The following is a 21555-nucleotide window of genomic DNA, read 5'->3' as shown; positions in this document are numbered from 1 at the left end:
CACGTTTGAAACTCAGGAGAAGGTCATGGCTCATACGGACTTCGGCGTCGCACCCATTCTCGTTCTCGGCGCCAACGGCAAGACAGGTCGGCGCGTAACGGAGCGGCTGCGACAACAAGCTCTCGCCGTGCGCGCGTGTGCGCGTTCCACGCAGCCGCGCTTCGACTGGAACGATCGCGCAACGTGGCGTGCCGTGCTCGAAGGCGTGAAGCGCGTGTATGTCACGTATCAGCCCGATCTCGCGGTGCCGGGCGCGCTAGAAACGGTCAGCGCATTCTTCGATACGGCGCTTACAAGCGGCGTCGATCGCATCGTGCTGCTCTCCGGTCGCGGCGAGGAAGAAGCGCAAGCCGCCGAAGATGCGCTGCGACGCTCGGGCGCGAGCTGGACCATCCTGCGTTGCAGCTGGTTCATGCAGAACTTCAGCGAAGGCTTTTTCCTCGACCCGCTTCGCGAAGGCACGCTCGCGCTGCCAGTCGGCGATATCGAGGAGCCTTTCGTCGATGCGGAGGATATCGCCGATGCCGCCGTCGCCGCTCTCACGCAACCGGGTCACGAAAACAGGCTCTACGAGCTCACCGGGCCGCGCGCGATCTCGTTCAACGAAGCGCTCGGATGTATCGCGAAGGCAGCGCGGCGCGATCTGCATCTCGTGCCCGTGCCATCCGATTCATTTCGCGCGGGTCTGCTCGACGCGGGCGTATCGAAAGCGCAGACCGACCTGATTCTCTACCTCTTCACCACCGTGCTCGATGGCCGCAACGAAAAGCCCGCCGATGGCGTGCGCGCCGCCTTGGATCGTGAAGCGCGTTCATTCGAGGACTATGCGGCGCGTACCGCGGCAAGCGGTGTCTGGGACGCGTGACGCGGGAAAGCCTGCACTGTTTCGCGGTAGACTTTGGGAATGGAAAAATGTCCCTACTGTGAGCGAATCCGTGACGAATGGGATTGTCACGGTCAGGAATGCCGCACCGCGATCGCACGCGCGCTGCGCAGACAGCGCATGGGATTGCCGATGGTGCCGAAGGTCATCCGCAACGAGATACCGCCCGGCGCATCGACGGGTGAAGTCATCGCCCAGTTGTCGCGTCAGCGCTTGCGCGCGCGCCGTGCGAACGAGGAACGCCGCGCGCGCAAGGAAGCCGACGACCTCGATCTTTAACGGCGCACGCCGCATCAAACACGCGCGGGCGGATCGGCGTTCGATCCGCCGCCCTGCGCGAGCGTCCCTTCATCTCGCCATGCGCGCCGCGATGCACGCATCTTCGTGAGCGCCATGCGCGCAAGCTTCAGCCACGCATAAGGCCGCGGATCGGCAACCATGCTGAGCGCGCGTGCATAGTCGAGCGTAAGGCCGGGCGTCCAGGCCATCGTCACTGCGCGCTTGCGCACCTGCACCGCGACCCACAGCTCGGGCGTCACGATCATCCTGAAGAGCGCGCCCCAGCCCGCGCGCGATCCGTATAGACGTCCGGCCGCGCCTTCTAGCGCGGCATCGAGCGCGCGCGACACGCTGCTAGAACAGTTGCGATGCGTGAGGTTATATGTCGTGTCCTCGCGATAGCCGCGCCAGAATCGATCGAGCCGCGCGGGATCGTAATTGCGTATGCGCACGCGCACCGTCGACTCGCACCATGCCTTCGATTCGATCGCATAACTCGGCTGGAACAGACCCGGCACATCGTTTTCGCGCGTGGCCCGCAAGAGGCGCGCGAAGTCATCGGGCGAGCGGTCGATCTCGACAGCCGGATAGAGACTCACGTAGATGCCTTCGGGCGATTCGAGCGCCGCGTGACCCGTGGAGATCACGCCATTGAGATCCACCGCCGCGATATACCGATCGACGATCGGATGCCATTGCGTCTCTGCCTTCGACGATCCCACCGGCGTCCATACATGCACCGTCAGCGCGGGTTCATCGGCGGCGGGCGGGCCATCCCATTCGCGCGCCTGCAACGTTGGCCGCGCGTTGGCTTGCATGTCGCGCTTGTCATTCCTGTCGCCCGCGACGCTTGCCGCTTCGGCGCTCGCATCGCCCCAGACGGCGGGATTGCTCGTCAGCTTGCGCACGCGCGTCGCGAGCACGATCAGATTCCATCCCGCGAAGATGAAGAACGCGCCGATGCAATACGGGACCGTGCCTTTGTAATGCGTCGGATAAGGCTGGATCATGAAGACGCCGAGCATGATCTCGAAGATGGCGAAGCCGAGCGCGACGCGATAGCGGCGATAACGCACGACGAGTGCCGAGGTCGCCTGCAACAAGCCGTCGAAGACGAACGCGAGACCGATCAGTATCGAAAGGATGAAGTGGCCGTGATGATTGCCTTCGAAGATCAGCGCCGCCGTGAGCACGAACGCGATGCCCTTCGCATGGCGCAGCCTGCGCTGACCGCCGACACCCGCCCACGAAACCGCCAGCGTGAGCGCGCCTTCGATCAGCAACAACCAGCCGACGAACGTGATCGGGAAACCGAGCGCACCATCGAGTGCATCGATGAACACGCCGATGCCGATCAATAGCAACAGCCAGCCCGCCGTCATCAGGCTGCGCCAGCGATTGCGCAAATAGTCCACGCCCAGCAGGATCATCATGAGCTTGACCATCGTGCTCTGTTTCCAGGAAGTGGCGATGTGGCCTACATGTTAGTGCAGCACGCGTTGAAATTAGATTCGTACGATCGTACGACGCTGCGTCGCACCGCGCATGCCGTGACATACTTGCGCTGCCCTTCTTCACGCGACGGAGACGCCATGTTCGAGCAATGCCGATGGATCAACGAGCCCGCGCAATGGCGCATCGAGAACGGCACACTCTTCGTCACCACCGACGCGAACACCGACTTCTGGCGCAAGACGCACTACGGGTTCGTGCGCGACAGCGGCCATGTGCTCGCCGCGAGCGTGAATGGCGACTTTACGGCGGAAGTCGCGGTCGACGGCGACTTCTCCGCGCTCTACGATCAGGCGGGCCTGATGGTGCGCGAAAGCGCGCAACGCTGGATCAAGGCGGGCGCCGAATACAACGACGGCGCGCTCGCCTTCAGCACGGTTCTCACCGACGAACGCTCCGACTGGTCCCTCGGCGCACCGGCCAGCACGCCCCGCTTCCGCATTCGCATGACGTTCGCACAAGGTGTGCTGAAGGTGCAATGCAGCGCCGATGAAACCCACTGGACGCTCATGCGTATCGCATCCTTTGCACCCTCCGCATCGCGCGATGCGAACGCGCGATGGCTCGTCGGCCCGATGTGCTGCACGCCCGAGCGCGGCGGCCTCACGGTGCGCTTCTCCGACTTCAGGATAGGACCGCCCATCGTGAAGGACTTGCACGACGTCTCGATGTAGCGTCATCGCGCAGAAGATGCGCGTGCAACCGTAGATCGATATGGTCTACACGCACGGCGATCCGATCGCCCACGGCGCGTATCTGGCCGCGAAAAACGCGGGCCGCGAGAAGAGCATCAACTTCGCCGGCATCGACGGCCTGCCGCGGGAAGGTGCGCCGTGGGTCGAACAAGGCCCGCTCGCGGGCACAACTAGCGCATGGGCTATCCCCGATCGTTGCGCGATGCGTGCGCCGCCGCGAAGGGCCGATGCCGGCATGGGCTGAGAATTCGATGCGATCGCCGCCGTGGTGATCGGCGGCACGCGTCTTTCGGGCGGCGTCGGACATGTATCGGGCACGGTCGCGGGCGTGCTGATCTTCGGCTTCCTGAGCAACATCCTCTTGCTCAACGATATCGACAGCAATACGCAACTCGTGCTGAAGGGGCTCATCATCGTGTTTGCCGTGTTCCTGCAGCAGACCGATATGGGCAAGCGCGGATGATTCAGGTGCTCGCGCAGGAAGAAGTGATCATGCTTCGTAGTCGATGCCTCGCGCCCGCAACTGCCGCATGCCGCTTGCAAGATGCGCCCGCGCGCTCTCGGCGTCGCCTGCACGCATCTGTTCGTACGCGCGTTGAGCGATCCCGTGCGGCACCGGCTTGAGCAGCCGGTTCGCGCTCATCGCGCGCAACTGCACTTCTGCCGCGCGCTCGAGATAGTAGAGATCGTCCCATGCTTCGGCGATGGTCGCGCCTGCAACCATCACGCCGTGATTCTTGAGAAAGAGGATATCGGCGTCGCCCATCGCGCTGGCGATGCGATCACCCTCGGCATCATCGAGTGCAAGGCCGTTGTAGTGCTCGTCGACCGCCGTGCGGCCATAGAATTTCAGCGACGTCTGCCCGAGCCACAAGAGCGGCGGGCCGTCGAGCAGACACAGCGCGGTGGCGTTCGGCATGTGCGTGTGAAAAGCCGCCTTCACGCGTGGCAGCAGCTTGTGAACGCGCGCGTGAATGAAGAATGCCGTCGCCTCCGGCGCGCCTTCGCCGTCGATCACGCTGCCGTCGAAATCGCAGATCAGCAAGCGCGACGCCGTGATCTCACCGAACGCGTAGCCGTAGGGATTCACGAAGAAGAGATCGTCGCGGCCCGGCAGCATCGCCGAAAAATGATTGCAGACGCCCTCTTCGAATCCATGCAGCGCCGCAAGCTGAAAGCAGGCTGCAAGCTGCCGCCGCGCTTCCGCAATGTCGGGCGCGTCGAGCTTGACGGGAGCCCGCGCGGCGCGTGGCGCGGCGTTGGAAAGCGTATGTGCCATATGGAGGTGCCTTTGCCATATTCGGCCAGGACGTCGAGAATAACCGGAAGGCATTGCAAAAAATACCTGAACAAAAAAATTCCGGCGAGACTGGCGCTGCCGCGCGAAGTATGACGCGCATATGACTCGTCTCTTAGCAGAAACGCTTATTTGAACTCGGCGTTCTGGCATGGTAAAACTCTATGCCGCTCGAAATTCGAAGCGCATCTTCAACGTAATTCGTCTCAATAGGGTTTGGAAAAATGGCAACAGGTACTGTTAAGTGGTTCAACGATGCGAAGGGTTTTGGTTTCATCACGCCGGACGACGGTGGTGAAGACCTGTTTGCCCATTTCTCTGAAATCCAGTCGAAGGGTTTCAAGTCGCTCCAGGAGAACCAGAAGGTGAGCTTCGAAGTCAAGCAAGGCCCGAAGGGCAAGCAAGCTTCGACGATCCAGCCGCTGTAAGTTCGGCGCTGTCGCCTCAGGCACGAAACGGCCCGCAAGGGCCGTTTCGTATTGGCGCGCCGAAATGCACAACTATTTATTTAGCAACCGGATGGACGGATTATGCGGCGCATACGCCCATGGAAATAAATCAGTAGAATCGATACACACCGTTCGATGCCCGCACTCTCGCGCATCTGCACGAAATTATTTCCTCTGATTCACGTGAACCCGGCAAGCAATCGGAAAAAACACCGCGCGTTCGTGCGGCACAAAACAAATGCATTGCTCGTCTCGCTCTGGTTTCTGACTGGCGACGCGCACGCGCAATCGTTCGCGCCGAGTCAAAAAGCGGCACGTTTCGTCTCGGAAGTCGTGTTGAACGATTTTCGCACTGCTCAGGCGGGCGGCGGTTATGTCTTCTCATACGACAGCCGCGAGACAGAAACGTCGCTTTCCGCAAAGCTCGATCGCTGGCTGTCGGGTGCCGATCCTCAAGCGATTACGATGGACCCCGCCGAGAAGCAGGCGCTCTTCGGCTTCTACTGGGCCGCGAGCATGATGCCGGCGAATTCGCCGTGCTTTCGCGACCTCGCCGATCCCGCATGTGGCGCGGATCTGTCGAAGTGGATGGCGCGCGAGCTCGACGACGATCCGCGCTTCATCCGTGCCTATGAGTCCGCGCGAACGCCGCTCGGCCTGCCGCCGATCGAACGCAACGCGCACTGACCGGCAAGCGCGCACGATGCGCATCGCGCCGTTCTTTTTTTCGGAAGCACGCGGCCCGGATGCGGCGCACCGGCGCGGGTTCGGGTTTATCGGGCGCAACGTCGTCGTCGTGCGTGCCGTGAAGCAGCGCAATTTTCGCCGCAACGCTCACGAGAAGCGATAGCGCGCCGATGGTTTCGAGCAAGACGGGAATCATGATGGTCTCCCTGAGCGCCGACGCGCATCATCGATGCGACAGCATCGGACCGTATGTCTTCACGAAGAACGCGACCGTGATGCCTGCGCTGACGATCAGCGTGCCCGCGCGAATCCATTGCGGCGGCGCGCGCCGGCCGAGCTGCGCACCGCTGTATCCGCCGACGATCGCCGCGAGCAGCATCGCGATGGTCTCGGGCCAGCGCACGGCCTGCGCCGCCGCGAAGGTCAGCACCGCCACTGAGTTCGCCGCGCTCACGAGCAGCGTGCGCGGCGCGTTCAGGCTTTTCAGGTCGCGCGCGTCGAGCAGGCCCCAGACGGCCATCATCATGATGCCGACCGCGCCGCCGAAATAGCCGCCGTACACGCCGAGCGCGAACTGGATCGACAGCACTGCCACCGCGCCGATATGCCAGCGCCGCCGCAATGTCTCACCAAGCCTGCGGCCGAACGCGAGCGTGAAACTCGCGCACAACAGCAGCCACGGCAGCACGAACGAAAACGTCCTCGACGATGTAGACAGCAACAGCGCCGCGCCGACGAAGCCGCCGACGAGCGTCGTCACGAGCATCTTGCGGATCGACACGGAACCCACAGGACCGAGTCCGTCGCGATAGGCCCATGCGCTCACCACGCCGCCCGGAAAGAGCGCGACGGTGCTCGATGCGTTCGCCTGAACCGGTGGCAAGCCGGCGGCGATCATCGCGGGAAGGCTCACGAACGAGCCGCCGCCCGCCAGCGCGTTCATCGCGCCCGCCAGAAAACCGGCACCGCTGACAAGAATAAATGCTTGCATGCGACAGATGCTAACGACGCCGGGAGCCGCTTACAATCTGGCATTTCCAATGCGAGGCTTCGGCAAATCCGAAGGATACGTCATGCGCTTCGACCTGACCGACATGCGTCTCTTCCTGACCGTGATCGAACGCGGCAGCATCACGGCGGGCGCGCAGGCGATGCATCTCGCGCTCGCTTCGGCGAGCGAGCGCATCGCGGGCATGGAGGCCGCGCTCGGCGCGCCGCTCCTCGAACGCAACCGGCGCGGCGTGCAGGCGACCGCCGCCGGCGATGCCTTCGTGCGCCACGCGCGCGCGATTCTCGGCCAGGTCGAGCAAATGCGCGGCGAACTGCGCTCGTTTGCGACCGGCCTCAAAGGCCGCATCCGGATGATGTCGAATACGGCGGCGCTGGCCGCCTTCCTGCCGCCGCGTCTCTCGCGTTTCCTCGCTGCGTTTCCCGATCTCTCGGTCGATCTCGATGAGCGCCCGAGTGTCGATATCGTGCAGGCGCTCGCGGAGAGCCGCGCGGATCTCGGCGTCGTATCGGACACAGCGGACATGGGGCAATTGCAGACGCATCTGCTCGCGCAGGATCAACTGGTGGTGGTCGCGAACCGCGCGCATCGCATCGCGGGGGAAAGTGCCGTGCCGTTCGCGGAGATCGTCGGCGAGGCGTTCGTCGGATTGTCGGATGCCGCGCTCGAACTGCATCTGGCCGAGCGCGCATCGCGGCTTGGCAGGCAGATCGCTTATCGCATCCGCATGCGCAGCATCGACAACGTCGGCATGCTGGTCGAAGCCGGTATCGGACTCGTGATCCTGTCGGAAGCGTCAGCGCGCATGCTGGAGCGGCCCGCGCTTGCCATCGTGCCGCTCTCCGAGCCGTGGGCCACGCGCCGCCTGCATCTGTGCGCCCGTGATTTCGACGCACTCACGCCGCACGCGCGCCTGCTCGCGCAAACGCTGCTCGACGGCGCCGACGTGAGCTAGAACGGTCGCCCGACGATGAACGGATCGACCGCGCCGATCGCCTTCAGGTCGCGATTCGCATAGGGCAGCCTGTGCAGCACGTACCGCATCGCGTTGAGGCGCGCGCGCTTCTTGCAATCGGAACGCACGACGGTCCACGGCGTGTCGGCGCTGTCGGTGTGCGCGAACATCGTTTCCTTGGCGTCCGTGTAGGCATCCCATTTATCGAGCGAGGCCAGATCGACAGGACTCAGCTTCCACTGCTTGAGCGGATGGATCTCGCGCTCTTTGAAACGGCGACGCTGCTCGGCGCGGCTCACCGAAAACCATAGCTTGATGACATGCGTGCCGCTTTGCGACAAGTGCCGTTCGAACGCAGGCACCTGCTGCATGAAGTCGTCGTACTCGCGCGGCGTGCAGAATCCCATTACGCGCTCGACGCCCGCGCGGTTGTACCACGAGCGGTCGAAGAGCACGATTTCGCCTGCGGTAGGCAGGTGCTCGACATAGCGCTGGAAGTACCATTGGCCGCGCTCGCGCTCGGACGGCTTTTCCAGAGCGACCACGCGCGCGCCGCGCGGATTCAGATGCTCCATGAAGCGTTTGATGGCGCCGCCCTTGCCCGCCGCGTCGCGTCCCTCGAAGAGAATCACGACGCGCTGACCGGTGTCACGCACCCAGGCCTGCAATTTCAGCAACTCCACCTGAAGTCGATACTTCTGCTTCTCATACGCGCGCCGCGACATCAGATGCCGGTACGGATAACCGCCCTCGCGCCAGGAAGGCGATAGCTCGTCGTCGGGATCCGTCGAACCGTTGGCCGTTCGCAGCACGGCGTCTCCATCGAAAAGATGCGCGCGCAACGTGGAAACTTCATCGGGCGACATGCCGCCGATCAGCGTCGCCACGGTATCGATGAGCGAGTCCGTCTGTTGGCCTTTCTGCGTGTCGAGCCGTTGAAGTATGTCGTCCACGCTGTTGTTCAAGAGGCCATGCGCCGCTTCGATCGCGCGCCCCGTCTCTTCCTGTTCGATGCCTTCGGGTATTGCGCGTGCCGCAATGTCGCCGTCGTCCTCGCCGTCGTTCTTTTGCGCAGTCTTGTCTGGCGAAATCAGCTTCATCCGTTCCTCGTCGTGATTGCTCTGGTGGCTCTCGTCTCTCAAGGCTGTCGCTCAGGCGGCTTCGTGCGCCTTTCTCAAGACCACGTAGATTTTGTCCTTCAGCATCAGCTTTTCTTTTTTCAGCGATTCGATCGTGAACGTATCCGCGGGCGTGACGCCGGTCTCCATATTGTGAATCCGATGATCGAGTTCGTTGTGACGCTCGAAGAGCCGCGAAAAGTGGCCGTCCTCGGATTTCAGACGCGAAATGAGATCGCGATATTCGGGAAACATGCGGTGAACCTCCGGTGGAGAAATTAGTAATTCGAAATACATGTTACCGATCGGAGCCCGCCGCTTCTTCGATGAATATCAAGGGCTGGTGCGTTACAGCGTCGCACCTCGCGTTCGATGCGTTTAGGTAGAAACCCTCTTCCATACGGGCACCGTCCTTGCACACCATGAATAGCGCCGGCACGCATGTGTGCGGCCGGTTTTGAGCCAAGGAGGCCGACATGAAAAGAATCCGCAATCGCGCGAAGGGACGCGCCCTGCAGGTTGCGCTTATCGCCGGTATTGCCGGCTTGTGCTTTACGACGGCAGCCAGCGCGGACAGCACGGCCGCACGCAAGATGGGGCAAATGGGCGTCATCAATCAGACGTTACAGCCAAAGCCTCTGAAGCCCGCGACGCCCAACACGCCGAACGCCACGACGACCACGCCGAACTACAACGCCAACTCGACGTACAGCCCCAACGCCGGCAACACCGCGAACGGCGCGGTCCCGGGCACGCCGGCCGCCGCTGGCGCAGCGCCGAAGAAGTAGCCGTTTGCTTCAAAGGCGGCCTGATTCCACGCACGTCCGATCTTTTATACTTGACTCACGGTCCAGCGTTCAACGCGCACATCCCTGAGTCCATGAAAAAGATCAAGCCCGGTCTCTTGCTCGAACTCGCCGCCAATCTGCTGCTTCCGTGGCTGGCGTATCGGCTTGCGCTGCCGCATTGGGGCGATGTCGGCGCGTTGTACGCATCCGCTGCGCCGCCGCTCATCTGGAGCGTTGCCGAATTCGCGCGCTCGCGCCGCGTCGATGCGCTCTCCGCGCTCGTGCTGTTCGGCATCGCGTTATCGATCGTGATGCTCGCAATGGGCGGCAGCCCGCGCATCCTGCTCGTGCGCGAATCGCTCGCGGCGGGCGCGACGGGCATCGTCTTTCTGATCTCGCTCTTCTTCGAGCGCCCGCTTGTCTTTTATCTCGCACGCGCCACCGTCACGCGCGAGCAGGAACACGGCGCCGAGCGCTTCGAGGCGTACTGGAACGAAAGCGCTTCGCTGCGCATGTCGTTGCGGCTCATGACGCTTGTGTGGGGTATCGGACTTTCGATCGAAACAGTGCTGCGCTTCTGGTTTGCCTGGACGTGGCCGGTCGAACGCTATCTCGTCGTATCGCCAATCGTGAGCTATGTGATCTATGGCGGCCTGCTCGCGTGGACCTTCTGGTTCCGCGCGCGCCTCATCGAGCGTCAAGGTACGAGCGCGACATCGCGCGACGGTCTACTCGGCTGAATCATCCGCCTTCACTGCATCGGCAATATGCCCCGCAATTGCAGCGTTCACCGTGCACGCATGCGTGAGCGGCCCCATATGTCCCGCGTCCGGCACGACGATCAGCTTCGCCGCCGGCATCAACTGAGGCAACGTCTCTGCGATGAGCCGCGTCGGCGCGGGCGCATGTTCGCCGCGCATGACGAGCGTGGGAATGCGCAGCTTCGCATATGCGCTCGCGGGTGTCGGCTCGTGAATCAGCGCGCGAAAATCGAGCGGCGCTTTCGGCACCCAGCGCGTGAGCATCGCCTGCACGGATGGACGCAGCGCGGACCACGCGCCATGGCCGCCCCAATATTCGACGAACGAACGCGCCGCGCCACGCAGATCGCCCGCGACGACGCCTTCGGCAGTGCGTGCCGCAATCGCGAGAATCTCCGCGAATTCGGCCGCGCCGCGCGCGCCCATGCCCTTCAGAAGATGAAACGCGGAAGGTTCGTATAGCGTGATGCTCGCGACGCCATGAGGCCGTTCGAGCGCCGCGCGCAACGCGACGCCGCCGCCATAAGAATGTCCGACCAGATGAACCTTGCCGCGCTGGCGATCGATGATCTCGATGGTACGCGCCGCTTCGTCCGCGAGCGTGAAAGCCCGCTCGCCGCTCCACGGACCGACGCTGTCGCAACCATAATGCTCCGGCGCGATGAGCGCATAGCCCGCGCAGTCCGTGCTGAGCGCGTCGAGCGTCTCACCAAGCTGACGCCACTGATTCGCACCCGCACCCGAGCAATGCAGCGCGATGACCGGCGCGCCGGTGTGTTCGTCGTTCGAAGTCTTAATCGTCGGCATCATCGCTCGTTCTCGCTTGGTGAATGATCAGGCGTCGGTGTCGCACTCGCGCATGCGGCGTTCGAGTTCACCGATATCCGCGCACGATCCGAGATAACGATCGCGGCGGCTGTGCTCCGCGCGGTCAAGCAGTATCCCGGTCCAGCCGATCACTTGCGGCAGCACGATATCTCTCGCCACATTGATTAGGTATCCCAACATGATTCGCTCCACTTGCATCTACGAGTCTTTGCATGAAGTGCCGGCTGAGCGAACAGGTGAGTTCGGTGAATCGGGGAGTCGCTGAGGCGGCGGTGCCGGCTTATATCGCAGACACCGTGCCAGTTTCGCGAATCCCTTGCGTATAAAGGCACGACGCGCGTTCGGCCGCGCGCGGGCCGGCACGAATGTCGGGCGCGGACCAACGCTTTTAGCGCGGAAAGACGGCAAAGCGCTAACATCTTGCCGATGCGGTTCCTTGCTTTCGATACCGCTCCAGCGAAGGAAATATTCCGCGACGCGGGGTCAAGTTCCGGCACGCACGCGCCGTTAACATGTCGATGGCCGCGCGGAACGCACCGATCGGTTCTGACCGCATGGCGCGATAAGATACGCAGCGTTCGATCGTCGCGCCCGGCCTGGCGCCCCGCAATCGCTCATTCGGAGACAACGGCGTGCACAGTCGCCATTCGCTCACCTTCAGGATGACGTTGTTCATCGTCGTCGTCTGCGCGCTTCTCGTCGGCACCGATCTCTGGCGCAGCGTTGCCGCGCGACGCGTGCAGATCGACGAAATGACGACGGCGACGTCCAATCTCGCGCGCGCGATGGCGCAGCACGCCAACGACGCCTTCAAGGAAGCGGACACGACGCTCATCGGCATGGTGGAACGTGTCGAGGAAGACGGCACGTCGCCGCAAGCGCTCGCGCGTCTGCACCGCTCACTCGTGTCGCGCGTCGAGCAGTTGCCGCAGTTGAACGGTCTCTTCATCTTCGACAAGACCGGCACGTGGCTCGTCAATTCGCAGCCCTCGCTGAACCCGCATTTCAATAACTCGGATCGCGAGTACTTCGAATATCACCGCACGCATACCGATCAAGGCTCGCATATCGGGCCGCCTGTCAGAAGCCGGTCGACAGGCAAATGGATCGTGCCGGTATCGCGCCGCATCGATGCGCCCGATGGAAGTTTTGCGGGCGTCGCGCTTGCGACCGTCGACGTCGATTTCTTTTCGCGCTTCTACGACAGCCTCGATCTCGGCCAGTCGGGCGCGGCGGTGCTCGTGCTGAATTCGGGCGTGATGGTCGTGCGCCGTCCGTTCGAAGAGCGCTTCGTCGGCAAGAACGTGAGCGAGACCGCGCTCTATCGTTCGCATCTGGAACAGGGCCGCTCGGGTGTCTTCACGACGCGCTCGTCGCAGGATCACGTCACGCGCCTGAACAGCCTGCGCGAGTTGCAGGACTATCCGCTCTTCGTCGCCGCGGCGCTCGCGGAGGACGAGATCCTCGCGCCGTGGTGGCGCGACACGCTCTGGCATGCGTCGGTCACGACCGTGCTCGCGCTCGTCATCGCGATGTTCGGCGCGCGGCTCGTGCGCCAGGTGACCGCGCGCACCCGTATCGAGCAGGCGCTCGCGCGCAGTCTCGCGACGACGCAAACCGTGCTCGACACGGCGATCAGCCCGATCATCACCGTGGACGAACGCGGCGCGGTCCGCTCGTTCAACTCCGCGGGCGAGAAAGTGTTCGGATACAAGGCGAGCGAAGTCATCGGCCAGAACATCCGGATGCTGGTCCCGCCGCCGCATCTGGATGCGTACAACGAATACATAATGCAATTCAAGGGCGACAGCGGGGTCGCGACTGCCGACTGCGAACTTGCCGGCCAGCGCAAGGACGGCACATCGTTCCCCGCCCACGTCTCGACCGGCGCGATGCGGCTCGATGGCGCTTTGCATTTTGTATCGGTAATTACGGACATTTCCCGGCAGCGTAAGGAACGCAGCGAACTGGCGCACGCGCGCGACCAGTTGCTGCTCGCAGCAGATATCGCAGAATTGGGCATCTGGTCGTGGGATCTCGCGACGGACAAGCTGCACTGGAACGCGCGCATGTTCGAGATCTATCAATATCCGCCCGAGATGCTCGACAACGGCCTGCACTTCGAGCACTGGCGCCTGCGCATCCATCCCGACGATCACGAAGCGATCATGGCCGACTTGCGCGCGGCCGCCGCCGGCGACGCAGAAACGTTGCGGCCCTTTCGCATCGTCTTGCCCGACGGCACGACGCGGCACATCCAGAGCGGCCTGCGCACGCAGCGCAATGCAAGCGGCATACCTATCGTGATGACGGGCGTAAATTACGACGTCACCGATCAATACGAGCTCGAATATCATCTGCGCAACGCGAAGGAACAGGCGGATGCGGCGAGCGCGGCGAAGTCGTCGTTTCTCGCGAACATGAGCCACGAAATCCGCACGCCGATGAACGCGGTGCTCGGCATGCTGCATCTCGTGCAACTGACCGCGCTCAACGCACGTCAGCAGGATTACCTCAGCAAGGCCGAAACCGCCGCGAAGTCCTTGCTGAATCTGCTCAACGACATCCTCGATTACTCGAAGATCGAAGCGGGCAAGCTGCAACTCGACAGTCATCCGTTCGAACCCGAAAAGCTGATGGAAGAACTCGGCATCGTGCTTTCGGGCAATCAAGGCGACAAGGACGTCGAAGTGCTGTTCGACCTCGATCCGTCCTTGCCGGCTGTGCTCATCGGCGATAGCTTCCGGCTTCAGCAGGTGCTCATCAATCTCGCGGGCAACGCGCTCAAGTTCACGTCGGCGGGTCAGATCGTCGTGAGCGTGCATCGTCTCGGTGCTGCCGCCGACGATACCGTTCGCGTGCGCATCGCGGTGAGCGACAGCGGCATCGGCATCAGTGAAACGCAGCTCGAACGCATCTTCGAGGGCTTCACGCAGGCGGAAGCGTCGACGTCGCGTCGCTATGGCGGATCGGGACTCGGGCTCGTCATCAGCAAGCGTCTCGTCGCGATGATGGGTGGTCAACTCGACGTGCAAAGCCACGTCGGCGTAGGCAGCCGCTTCTGGTTCGACATTACGCTCGGCGTGCACACGGCCGGCGCGCCGAGGCTCGACGACAGCGCGACCCTGCAACGCGGCACGCGCATTCTCATCGCCGACGACAACGCGATCGCGTGCGAGATCATGTCGCGCACGGTGCGCGCGCTCGGCTGGCACGCGGACATCGTGAAGAGCGGGACCGAAGCGGTCCAACGCATCGGCGATGCCGCAAGGAGCGATGCGCCCTACGACATCGCGCTGCTCGACTGGCGCATGCCGGGACTCGACGGACTGAACGCGGCCAGGCAGATCAGCGCACTGACGGGCAGCCGCGCGACGCCGCCTCTCGTGCTGCTCGTCACCGCGTTCGGTCGCGAAGTGTTGAAGGAATCGCAGGACGGCGGCGCCGCGCCTTTCGCCGGCTTCCTCACCAAGCCCGTGACGCCGAAGCAACTCGCCGCCGCGATACGCGCCGCGTTGCCGCGCACCATCGAAACGATGCCGTCGAGCGCGCAACCGCAGACGAAGAAAGCGCGCCGCCTTGCGGGACTCACGCTGCTCGTCGTCGAGGACAACGCGCTCAATCGTCAAGTCGCCGAGGGCTTATTGCTTGCAGAAGGCGCGTCGGTGCTGCTCGCACAGAGCGGACGCGAAGGTGTCGATTCCGTCGTGGCCGCAAGCTCGCGCTTCGACGCGGTGCTGATGGACGTGCAGATGCCCGATCTCGACGGTCTCGAAGCGACGCGTCTGATTCGCGCGGACAACCGCTTCGCTGCGCTGCCAATCATCGCTATGACGGCCAATGCATCGGGCGCAGATCGCGACGCCTGTTTGCAAGCCGGCATGAACGAACACGTGGGCAAGCCCATCGATGTCGAGCGGTTGGTCGCAGTGTTGCTCGCGCAGACCGGACGCACACCCGCGACGCATGACACGCAGCACGCGGACGTGCATATCGGTTCGATCATCGAGCCGCGCGAATCGATCGTCGCGCGCTTCGGCGGCAATGTCGATTTGATCCGCAATGCGATCGACGGCTTTCACGCGCAGACCGATATGCAACTGGCGCGACTCGCCGCCGCGCTCGCGGCACATGATGCGAAAGGCGTTGCATCGATGCTGCATTCGTTGAAGGGCAGCGCGGGCACCATCGGCGCTGCGGCGCTTGCAAAGCTCGCGAACACGCTCGAACACGATGCGAACGTAATAGACGCGACGCATGCGAAGTTATCGACCATGCGGCGATTGCTTGCATCGAGCGTAGCGCAGCTTGTTGATGAATTCGGGCGGCCTCGTTCGAACGCGCAACATCCAAACGCATCGCCGCTTGAAGAAGAGGAATGGCGCGCGCGTCTCACGACTATCGTCGAATTGCTCGATGCATCGAATCTGCAGGCGATAGCGCTATCCGAGAAGTTATCGGCGCATGCGCCGAGCGCGTATCGCGATAGCTTCGAGGAGTTTCTAGCGCGTGTGCGCTCGCTGGATTTCGCGCGCGCATCCGAAATCGCGCGCGACATGCTCGAGCAAGTGTGAATTGAAGGCCATGTTACGAGCTAGCGGCCGCGTGCATCGCGAGCGAAGACTGGGAACGTATGAACGCTCGCGCCGCCGGCTGCTTCGAGCATCGCCCGCCATTCTTCACGCGCGTTGCGCGCCGAGACCAGTGCGCCCTGCACGCGCGCCTGCAACACGGCGGAGCGGCGTGGTTTAGCGATGACATCTGCCGCGCCGGCATCGAGCGTGCATTGCTCCGTTTCGACATCGCGCCTGTCCGCCAGCACGACGATAGGCACATGCGGGAATTCGGCCAGCAACGCTCGCACCGCATTGCAAGGGTTATCGCAGCAACGCGCATCCAGCACGATCACATCCGGCTCCTTGCTTCGAGCGAGATCGAGCGCGGCATTGCAATCCTTCACAAGGTCGACCGCGCCGATAGCTTCGAGCGCATGACGATACGTGTCGATCATCTCGTCGGCGAGGATGCCGAGCACGCGCACGCCCGTTGGTTTCGATGTCGCGGGCTTTGCGCCCTCTTGGTGCCGGCGCGCATGCGCCTCCATCACGCGATGCCGCTGACGAAGCTGTGCGCGCACGCGTGCTTGCAATCGCGGCGCAACAAGCGGCTTGATGACGTAATCGGCGGCGCCGATGTTGAACGCGTCGACTTCGAGCGCAGGTGCGTCGTGACTGGTGACGAAAATAACCGGCACGCGAGCGAGCTTCGCGTCGCTCTTGAGGATCTCGCAGACATCGAAGCCCGTCATGTTGGGCAGATTCGCATCGAGAAGAATGAGATCGGGCTTCGATTCGCGCGCGAGGGCCAGCGCAGCCTCGCCTGTCGTGGCAAAGCGCTGATTGGGGAATTCCGCGAGCATTTCGCCGATGATGCGGATCATCGCCGGATCGTCATCGACGAGAAGCAGACGCGGCTGGTACGTTGAAGAGTAGCTTTCTGCTTTATCCATATTCGAGCGGGTATTCGTCCTACAAGTAGCCATTCGCAAACTCTACGCGCGCTATGCGTGCGCATCAAATGCAATTTCATGAAAGTATTAATTATCTGATATTTCAGTGTCAGCCAGATTCGATCGCCCAGATACTCTTCTCACGGAACATATCGATAACCTGATAAGTAATAACTTCCGGCTCTGTGTGCTACCGAAACCATCCCACGTAAGGCTTCGTACGTTAAAGCACATACGTGCCTGAGTTTTCCGCACGATCGTCTCGCAAAAAGTGCTACGACGTTTTTAATCGATTCCGCCGATCAATGTAAACATTCAAAATCGGCTTATCGTTTGCGAGGCTTCTTACCTTAAGGCATCCGGGCGCATACTTGGCACACACCTACTAAAAACAAGCCGGGAAAAGCCATGCACGGGGAAGCAAGAACGCTCTATTACGTGGGACGCGTCGTATCGGACGATCTGTCCGGACGCCTGCACGCTCGCGGCTGGAACATCGAACGCATCGATCCGGCCAAACCTCCGAAAGCCACCAAGCATGGCAAACGCGCCGCCGCGGGGATCGTCGATCTGACGAGCCGCGGTTATGCCGCCGAAGCCGCGACACTCTCGGGTCTGCTCGCAGGTTATCAAATCGGCTGGGTCGCCACCGTCGATGTCGAGCATGCAGAAAACCCCGAGATATGCAGGTTGATTCGAGACTTCTGTTTCGACTATGTGACGGTGCCGTCTACCACCGATCGTATCGTCGATGCAGTCGGCCATGCATATGGCATGGTTTCGTTGCACGACACCGCGTGCAACGATCCGCGCAAGGAGGATTGCAAGGAAGGCAGCATGGTCGGTTCGTGCGATGCGATGCAGGCGCTGTATCGCTCGATTCGCAAAGTCGCGATGACCGATGCTCCTGTCTTCATCTCCGGCGAATCCGGCACGGGCAAGGAACTCACGGCTGTCGCGATTCATGAGCGATCGGTGCGGCGCGAGCAGCCGTTCGTTGCAATCAATTGCGGTGCGATACCGGCGCATTTGCTGCAATCGGAACTTTTCGGCTATGAGCGCGGCGCGTTCACCGGTGCGAATCAACGCAAGATCGGACGCGTCGAAGCAGCCGACGGCGGCACGCTCTTTCTCGATGAAATCGGCGATCTGCCGCTCGAAAGCCAGGCGAGTCTGCTGCGCTTCTTGCAGGAGCGCAAGATCGAACGCCTCGGCGGTCAGGGTTCAACGGATGTCGATGTACGCATCATCTCGGCGACGCACGTCGACATGCAGCAGGCAATGCTCGAAGGACGCTTCCGCGCCGACTTGTATCACCGCCTTTGTGTATTGCAGATCGACGAGCCGCCGCTGCGCGTGCGCGGCAAGGATATCGAACTGCTTGCGAATCATATGCTGGATCGCTTCAGAAAGGATGCAAGCCGCCGGCTGCGCGGCTTCGCACCGTGCGCGATCGCGGCGTTGCATAACTACGGCTGGCCAGGCAACGTGCGCGAGTTGATCAATCGCGTGCGTCGCGCGATTGTCATGTCGGAAGGACGGCAGATTCTCGCCAGCGATCTCGAACTCGGCGAATATGCCGAAGCCGCGCCGATGACGCTTGCGCAAGCACGCGAGGCAGCCGAGCGGCAAGCGATCGAAGTGGCGCTCTTGCGTCATCGCGGGCGTCTCGGCGAAGCGGCGGATGAACTGGGCATCTCGCGCGTCACGCTTTATCGCATGCTCACCGCATACGGGTTGCGCGCGAAAGCGGACCGGCCACTGGAAGCGTCGGGCGCTTGAGGTTGAGTGAATAGCGCATGGACAGTGCGCGATTCATGATTCGCTTAAGAATGCGAAAGGGAACCTCTTTTCGTGTTTGTCACTCCAACCACCGCATCGTGAAAGCCTGAGACGGCATTCGCGCATCACTTGCTCTCGTAGCCGCTGGCGAAGCTCGCGCCGCCAGTCCAGGCGCTACGCAGTCTCGTTCCAATCTTATGCAGCCCGCCTCTTCCGATAAGGCGCGCTCATATTGCGCTAATGCGCCATGCCATAACATTCATTCGCACGCCTGAAGCGTCGCGAAGGCGTATCGGCGTGCCAGCGAGCAACATCGGTTTGTCAGATATGGTTTCGCATAACAACACCTCTCTCGTTGGTCAGTTCTCCAGCTACGCCGTACCCACCGTGCTTGCCGCATGTGTGTACTGCATGCACTCCGTCATCAGCGGCATCTTCATCGGCCGATATGTCGGTGCCGACGCGCTCGCCGCGCTGAACCTGCTCGTTCCCCTGCTTTATCTGCCCTACGCATTCAGCGTGATGATCGGTGTCGGCGGAGCGACGCTCGTATCGCGATTGCTCGGTGAGCGGCGCGAACGCGATGCCGCCGAAGCATTCACACAAGCGCTCTGGTTGCTCGGTCTATGCGGCATAACATTCGCATTGGCGATTCATCTCCATGCCGACACGTTCGTGCAATGGACCGGCGCGCGCGGTGAACTCTCACGGCTCGCAAAGGACTTCCTCCATGCGTATGCGCCGTTCCTTCTCTTCCCGACGGCATGTTATGCACTCGAATTGTTTCTACGCATCGAAGGCGCGGCCAGATTCGGTCTCGTCTGCCTGATCGCGGGCGGCATTGCCGATGTCGCGTTGACATGGTGGATGGTCGGTCACATGCAATGGGGCATGCGCGGCGCGGCGTTCGCATCGGGTATCAGTCAGGCGCTCGCCTGTGTGCCGATGCTCGCCTATCACTTCTTCAGAGCGCGGCACGTCCATCCCGTTGCGCGCGCATTCGCGAGTCTGGATCACGCATGGCGCATGGCCTATAACGGCGTGTCGGAGTTTCTCGGCGAGATCGCGCCGAGTGTTACGCTCTTCGCGTTCAATCACGCGGTGTTGCGCTGGCTCGGCGATACGGGCCTCGTCGCATTTGCGGTCGTCGAGTACATGACGATGATCGCCTCGGTCACGATGGTCGCGCTCGTGCAAAGCATGCAGCCCATCGTCAGTTTCCAGCGCGGCGCGGGCAATGCGCATCTCGTATCGCGTGCGTTTTCGATCGGCATCGTCGTCACTGAAGGTTTCGCGCTCGCCGCCGCCTTCGGAATCCTCACGCTCGCGCAACCGCTCGGCATGCTCTTCGTGCCCAACAGCGAAGCGGCTCAAGCGCTGTTGCGCGATGCATTGCCGTGGTGCGCGCTCGCGTTCCTGCCCGCCGCCATCAATGTTGCGATCAGCGGCTATCTGACCGCAATCGAAGCGCCGCTCGCATCGATGATCGTGGCGCTCTTGCGAAGCTGGCTATTGCTATTGGCGATGCTATGGTTCCTGACCGAATGGCTCGGACCACGCGGTTTATGGATGACGGTCGCCGTTACTGAACTGGCGACGCTCGCGGCAAGCATCGCGCTGTATCGCACGCGTGGCAGGCGTTTAGATCTGCCCGCGCAAGCCGCCCGGCTCCGAACTCATGCGCTCAAGCATCGTGCGTGATATGAAAACGCCGATCGACCGATGCTAGCAAACGTCTCGACATGCGCGTCGCGCGCCCTTGAATAAGCCGGTCCGACACGCGCGACAGCGCATAAGAGACGACGAGCACCGCGATCAGCGTCGCGCCGAACAGCGCGAGCGACGTCTCTCCGTTCTTCTGCCCGAACGTGCGATCGAAGAAATGAAACGTCAGATAGACGCAGATGAAATGCCACAGATAAATGCCATAACTTTCGCGGCCTAGCGCTGCGGCGCAGCGTCGAAGAAAGGCAATGCAAGGCGCGTGCTGCAGCCTGTCGCCACGCTTGCGCGCGTGATGCGAGCACACGAACAACAAAAAAGCGACGGCGCTACATGCTGCAAACAGCGGCGCGAATGCATGCGCCTTGTCGAGCCACACACCGAGCGTGGCGGTGAGGAGCGCAAAGCCAAGTGCCAGCGAGAAGTAGAGCCAGGATACGCGCTTCGTGACGTCGGATGCCCCGAGCAGATGCGAGCGGAACCCGTACCACGCCCACATGCCGACGATGAAGCACGGCCCTTGAACAGGCGGCCAGAAGTAGCTGAAGGTGTTGTTGGCGATATTGCAATCGAGCGTGCCGTTGCAATCGCTCGTCGACATTACGGCGCACGAAACGCCGAGCAGAGCGACGGTCGCCAGCAACAGCCGCGCGCGATTCATCGCGAGAAAGAACAGCAATGGCGCGATCATGTAGAACAGCATTTCCACACCGATCGACCATCCTCCCGGCACGACGTTATTGATTGCCGTCGGCGAGAGCGCGTGCAGGAAGAGCATGTTGAGCAGAACGTCGATCGGTCCGTGCGCACCGAGAATCCATGCGCGGTCGATGCCTGAGCGCGTCGCGCCATAACTGATGAGACCGTAGACCGCGATCGCGGCGTAATACATCGGCGCGATGCGAAAGAAGCGTTTGATGTAGAAGCGCAGCGTGACATGACGCACATCCGCACAACGCGCGTGATCCATCTCGAGCGTCATGAAGATCGTGATCGCGCTAATCACGAAGAAAAGCTGCACGCCATACTGACCCATGCGCGCCATGAGCGAAACGGCGCCTGGCAGATTGGGAAACTGAAACGACAGGTGTACTGCGACTACCCCGACGATCGCGAGCGCCCGCCCGGCGTCGAGCGCGGCAACACGTCCTCCATTCATCGATACTCTCCTCGCGGTTCATGCCGACCTACGAAAAAGGCCGCGAGGCCCGTGGACACATGCGTTTTCAGCGAAGTTCCGCCAACCCGCTCGTCGGATGGCAACTCTTACAAGAAGAAACT

General features: G+C 62.2%; 23 protein-coding genes. 14 read left to right on the top strand and 9 right to left on the bottom strand.

Annotated elements, in window-relative coordinates; genetic code table 11:
• Positions 1-25: 25 nt before the first annotated feature.
• Both AWB77_RS08170 and AWB77_RS08165 read left to right on the top strand, forming a co-directional pair.
• Entirely contained in the window at positions 26-865 is an 840-nt protein-coding gene (locus AWB77_RS08170; RefSeq protein WP_061133902.1) for an NAD(P)H-binding protein, read from the top strand.
• 39 nt (positions 866-904) lie between these two features.
• Positions 905-1162 carry a hypothetical protein gene (locus AWB77_RS08165; protein ID WP_061117089.1) on the top strand — a complete coding sequence of 86 codons (258 nt, stop codon included), beginning with the start codon at positions 905-907 and terminating at the stop codon, positions 1160-1162.
• A 14-nt stretch (positions 1163-1176) separates the two neighbouring features.
• Here the strand turns inward: AWB77_RS08165 and AWB77_RS08160 are convergent, their stop codons facing one another.
• The gene (locus AWB77_RS08160; RefSeq protein WP_061133901.1) at positions 1177-2607 is read right to left on the bottom strand and encodes an HdeD family acid-resistance protein; all 1431 of its coding nucleotides are present in this window, start codon (positions 2605-2607) and stop codon (positions 1177-1179) included.
• Between the two features lie 147 nt (positions 2608-2754).
• On the opposite strand from AWB77_RS08160, the gene AWB77_RS08155 reads away from it, so the two are divergent.
• The 3 genes from AWB77_RS08155 to AWB77_RS08145 are packed head-to-tail and all read left to right on the top strand — an operon-like array spanning position 2755 to position 3832.
• On the top strand, positions 2755-3348 hold the full coding sequence (locus tag AWB77_RS08155; RefSeq protein WP_061133900.1) for a DUF1349 domain-containing protein: 594 nt from the start codon (positions 2755-2757) through the stop codon (positions 3346-3348).
• A gap of 40 nt (positions 3349-3388) precedes the next feature.
• Positions 3389-3613: a hypothetical protein gene (locus AWB77_RS35305; RefSeq protein ID WP_061133899.1), complete on the top strand. Its 225-nt coding sequence runs from the start codon at positions 3389-3391 to the stop codon at positions 3611-3613.
• 12 nt (positions 3614-3625) lie between these two features.
• Complete coding sequence (locus tag AWB77_RS08145) at positions 3626-3832, top strand: hypothetical protein (RefSeq protein ID WP_341844956.1); 207 nt, start codon at positions 3626-3628, stop codon at positions 3830-3832.
• 27 nt (positions 3833-3859) lie between these two features.
• Here the strand turns inward: AWB77_RS08145 and AWB77_RS08140 are convergent, their stop codons facing one another.
• Positions 3860-4648 (bottom strand): aldolase, encoded by a 789-nt coding sequence (locus AWB77_RS08140; RefSeq protein WP_061133897.1) that lies wholly within the window; start codon positions 4646-4648, stop codon positions 3860-3862.
• Between the two features lie 242 nt (positions 4649-4890).
• Between AWB77_RS08140 and AWB77_RS08135 the strand changes: the two genes are divergently transcribed.
• From AWB77_RS08135 to AWB77_RS35655, 3 genes are all read left to right on the top strand, one after another.
• Positions 4891-5094: a cold-shock protein gene (locus AWB77_RS08135; RefSeq protein WP_008347993.1), complete on the top strand. Its 204-nt coding sequence runs from the start codon at positions 4891-4893 to the stop codon at positions 5092-5094.
• Positions 5095-5337: 243 nt separating this feature from the next.
• On the top strand, positions 5338-5802 hold the full coding sequence (locus AWB77_RS08130; protein ID WP_244158492.1) for a hypothetical protein: 465 nt from the start codon (positions 5338-5340) through the stop codon (positions 5800-5802).
• A 16-nt stretch (positions 5803-5818) separates the two neighbouring features.
• The gene (locus AWB77_RS35655; protein WP_157694774.1) at positions 5819-5965 is read left to right on the top strand and encodes a hypothetical protein; all 147 of its coding nucleotides are present in this window, start codon (positions 5819-5821) and stop codon (positions 5963-5965) included.
• Positions 5966-6025: 60 nt separating this feature from the next.
• Here the strand turns inward: AWB77_RS35655 and AWB77_RS08125 are convergent, their stop codons facing one another.
• A complete protein-coding gene (locus tag AWB77_RS08125) occupies positions 6026-6793 on the bottom strand; it encodes a sulfite exporter TauE/SafE family protein (protein WP_061133896.1) in 768 nt (255 codons plus the stop codon).
• 82 nt (positions 6794-6875) lie between these two features.
• Between AWB77_RS08125 and AWB77_RS08120 the strand changes: the two genes are divergently transcribed.
• Positions 6876-7766, top strand: coding sequence for a LysR substrate-binding domain-containing protein (locus AWB77_RS08120; protein ID WP_061134089.1), 891 nt, complete (start codon positions 6876-6878; stop codon positions 7764-7766).
• On the opposite strand, the gene ppk2 is transcribed toward AWB77_RS08120, so the two are convergent.
• Together ppk2 and AWB77_RS08110 are read right to left on the bottom strand one after the other, a co-directional pair.
• On the bottom strand, positions 7763-8866 hold the full coding sequence (ppk2, locus tag AWB77_RS08115) for a polyphosphate kinase 2 (RefSeq protein WP_061133895.1): 1104 nt from the start codon (positions 8864-8866) through the stop codon (positions 7763-7765). The two genes, AWB77_RS08120 and ppk2, sit on opposite strands and share 4 nt — an antisense overlap.
• Before the next feature lie 51 nt (positions 8867-8917).
• On the bottom strand, positions 8918-9139 hold the full coding sequence (locus AWB77_RS08110; RefSeq protein WP_061133894.1) for an HP1242/YdcH family protein: 222 nt from the start codon (positions 9137-9139) through the stop codon (positions 8918-8920).
• Positions 9140-9360: 221 nt separating this feature from the next.
• On the opposite strand from AWB77_RS08110, the gene AWB77_RS08100 reads away from it, so the two are divergent.
• Positions 9361-9672: a hypothetical protein gene (locus AWB77_RS08100; RefSeq protein WP_061133892.1), complete on the top strand. Its 312-nt coding sequence runs from the start codon at positions 9361-9363 to the stop codon at positions 9670-9672.
• Positions 9673-9764: 92 nt separating this feature from the next.
• Positions 9765-10412, top strand: a complete 648-nt coding sequence (locus tag AWB77_RS08095; RefSeq protein ID WP_061133891.1) for a VC0807 family protein — start codon at positions 9765-9767, stop codon at positions 10410-10412.
• On the opposite strand, the gene AWB77_RS08090 is transcribed toward AWB77_RS08095, so the two are convergent.
• On the bottom strand, positions 10401-11240 hold the full coding sequence (locus tag AWB77_RS08090; protein ID WP_061134088.1) for an alpha/beta fold hydrolase: 840 nt from the start codon (positions 11238-11240) through the stop codon (positions 10401-10403). The two genes, AWB77_RS08095 and AWB77_RS08090, sit on opposite strands and share 12 nt — an antisense overlap.
• 27 nt (positions 11241-11267) lie before the next feature.
• Positions 11268-11441: a DUF3563 domain-containing protein gene (locus AWB77_RS08085; protein ID WP_244158491.1), complete on the bottom strand. Its 174-nt coding sequence runs from the start codon at positions 11439-11441 to the stop codon at positions 11268-11270.
• Between the two features lie 452 nt (positions 11442-11893).
• On the opposite strand from AWB77_RS08085, the gene AWB77_RS08080 reads away from it, so the two are divergent.
• Positions 11894-15835: a response regulator gene (locus AWB77_RS08080; protein WP_244158490.1), complete on the top strand. Its 3942-nt coding sequence runs from the start codon at positions 11894-11896 to the stop codon at positions 15833-15835.
• Between the two features lie 20 nt (positions 15836-15855).
• On the opposite strand, the gene AWB77_RS08075 is transcribed toward AWB77_RS08080, so the two are convergent.
• Positions 15856-16770, bottom strand: a complete 915-nt coding sequence (locus AWB77_RS08075) for a response regulator (RefSeq protein WP_061133888.1) — start codon at positions 16768-16770, stop codon at positions 15856-15858.
• Between the two features lie 408 nt (positions 16771-17178).
• On the opposite strand from AWB77_RS08075, the gene AWB77_RS08070 reads away from it, so the two are divergent.
• Positions 17179-18552 (top strand): sigma-54 dependent transcriptional regulator, encoded by a 1374-nt coding sequence (locus tag AWB77_RS08070; protein WP_061133887.1) that lies wholly within the window; start codon positions 17179-17181, stop codon positions 18550-18552.
• 327 nt (positions 18553-18879) lie between these two features.
• Positions 18880-20253 carry an MATE family efflux transporter gene (locus tag AWB77_RS08065; RefSeq protein WP_061133886.1) on the top strand — a complete coding sequence of 458 codons (1374 nt, stop codon included), beginning with the start codon at positions 18880-18882 and terminating at the stop codon, positions 20251-20253.
• Here AWB77_RS08065 and AWB77_RS08060 read toward each other — a convergent pair.
• On the bottom strand, positions 20237-21433 hold the full coding sequence (locus AWB77_RS08060) for an acyltransferase family protein (RefSeq protein ID WP_061133885.1): 1197 nt from the start codon (positions 21431-21433) through the stop codon (positions 20237-20239). The genes AWB77_RS08065 and AWB77_RS08060 overlap by 17 nt on opposite strands.
• Positions 21434-21555: the final 122 nt, after the last annotated feature.

The sequence above is a fragment of the Caballeronia fortuita genome (genome assembly GCF_001544835.2).
GTDB lineage: Bacteria > Pseudomonadota > Gammaproteobacteria > Burkholderiales > Burkholderiaceae > Caballeronia > Caballeronia fortuita.
This window is presented reverse-complemented; position numbering and strand designations above follow the sequence as displayed.

Excerpts from the sequence above, each read along its gene's own strand:
- AWB77_RS08170 (WP_061133902.1), top strand. The coding sequence starts at position 26 with ATGGCTCATACGGACTTCGGCGTCGCACCCATTCTCGTTCTCGGCGCC.
- AWB77_RS08110 (WP_061133894.1), bottom strand. The coding sequence starts at position 9,139 with ATGTTTCCCGAATATCGCGATCTCATTTCGCGTCTGAAATCCGAGGAC.
- AWB77_RS35305 (WP_061133899.1), top strand. The coding sequence starts at position 3,389 with ATGGTCTACACGCACGGCGATCCGATCGCCCACGGCGCGTATCTGGCC.
- AWB77_RS08095 (WP_061133891.1), top strand. The coding sequence starts at position 9,765 with ATGAAAAAGATCAAGCCCGGTCTCTTGCTCGAACTCGCCGCCAATCTG.
- AWB77_RS08160 (WP_061133901.1), bottom strand. The coding sequence starts at position 2,607 with ATGGTCAAGCTCATGATGATCCTGCTGGGCGTGGACTATTTGCGCAAT.
- AWB77_RS08135 (WP_008347993.1), top strand. The coding sequence starts at position 4,891 with ATGGCAACAGGTACTGTTAAGTGGTTCAACGATGCGAAGGGTTTTGGT.
- AWB77_RS08125 (WP_061133896.1), bottom strand. The coding sequence starts at position 6,793 with ATGCAAGCATTTATTCTTGTCAGCGGTGCCGGTTTTCTGGCGGGCGCG.
- AWB77_RS08085 (WP_244158491.1), bottom strand. The coding sequence starts at position 11,441 with ATGTTGGGATACCTAATCAATGTGGCGAGAGATATCGTGCTGCCGCAA.
- AWB77_RS08070 (WP_061133887.1), top strand. The coding sequence starts at position 17,179 with ATGCACGGGGAAGCAAGAACGCTCTATTACGTGGGACGCGTCGTATCG.
- AWB77_RS08065 (WP_061133886.1), top strand. The coding sequence starts at position 18,880 with ATGGTTTCGCATAACAACACCTCTCTCGTTGGTCAGTTCTCCAGCTAC.
- ppk2 (WP_061133895.1), bottom strand. The coding sequence starts at position 8,866 with ATGAAGCTGATTTCGCCAGACAAGACTGCGCAAAAGAACGACGGCGAG.
- AWB77_RS08140 (WP_061133897.1), bottom strand. The coding sequence starts at position 4,648 with ATGGCACATACGCTTTCCAACGCCGCGCCACGCGCCGCGCGGGCTCCC.
- AWB77_RS08060 (WP_061133885.1), bottom strand. The coding sequence starts at position 21,433 with ATGAATGGAGGACGTGTTGCCGCGCTCGACGCCGGGCGGGCGCTCGCG.
- AWB77_RS08155 (WP_061133900.1), top strand. The coding sequence starts at position 2,755 with ATGTTCGAGCAATGCCGATGGATCAACGAGCCCGCGCAATGGCGCATC.
- AWB77_RS08165 (WP_061117089.1), top strand. The coding sequence starts at position 905 with ATGGAAAAATGTCCCTACTGTGAGCGAATCCGTGACGAATGGGATTGT.
- AWB77_RS08090 (WP_061134088.1), bottom strand. The coding sequence starts at position 11,240 with ATGCCGACGATTAAGACTTCGAACGACGAACACACCGGCGCGCCGGTC.
- AWB77_RS08120 (WP_061134089.1), top strand. The coding sequence starts at position 6,876 with ATGCGCTTCGACCTGACCGACATGCGTCTCTTCCTGACCGTGATCGAA.
- AWB77_RS08100 (WP_061133892.1), top strand. The coding sequence starts at position 9,361 with ATGAAAAGAATCCGCAATCGCGCGAAGGGACGCGCCCTGCAGGTTGCG.
- AWB77_RS08075 (WP_061133888.1), bottom strand. The coding sequence starts at position 16,770 with ATGGATAAAGCAGAAAGCTACTCTTCAACGTACCAGCCGCGTCTGCTT.
- AWB77_RS35655 (WP_157694774.1), top strand. The coding sequence starts at position 5,819 with ATGCGCATCGCGCCGTTCTTTTTTTCGGAAGCACGCGGCCCGGATGCG.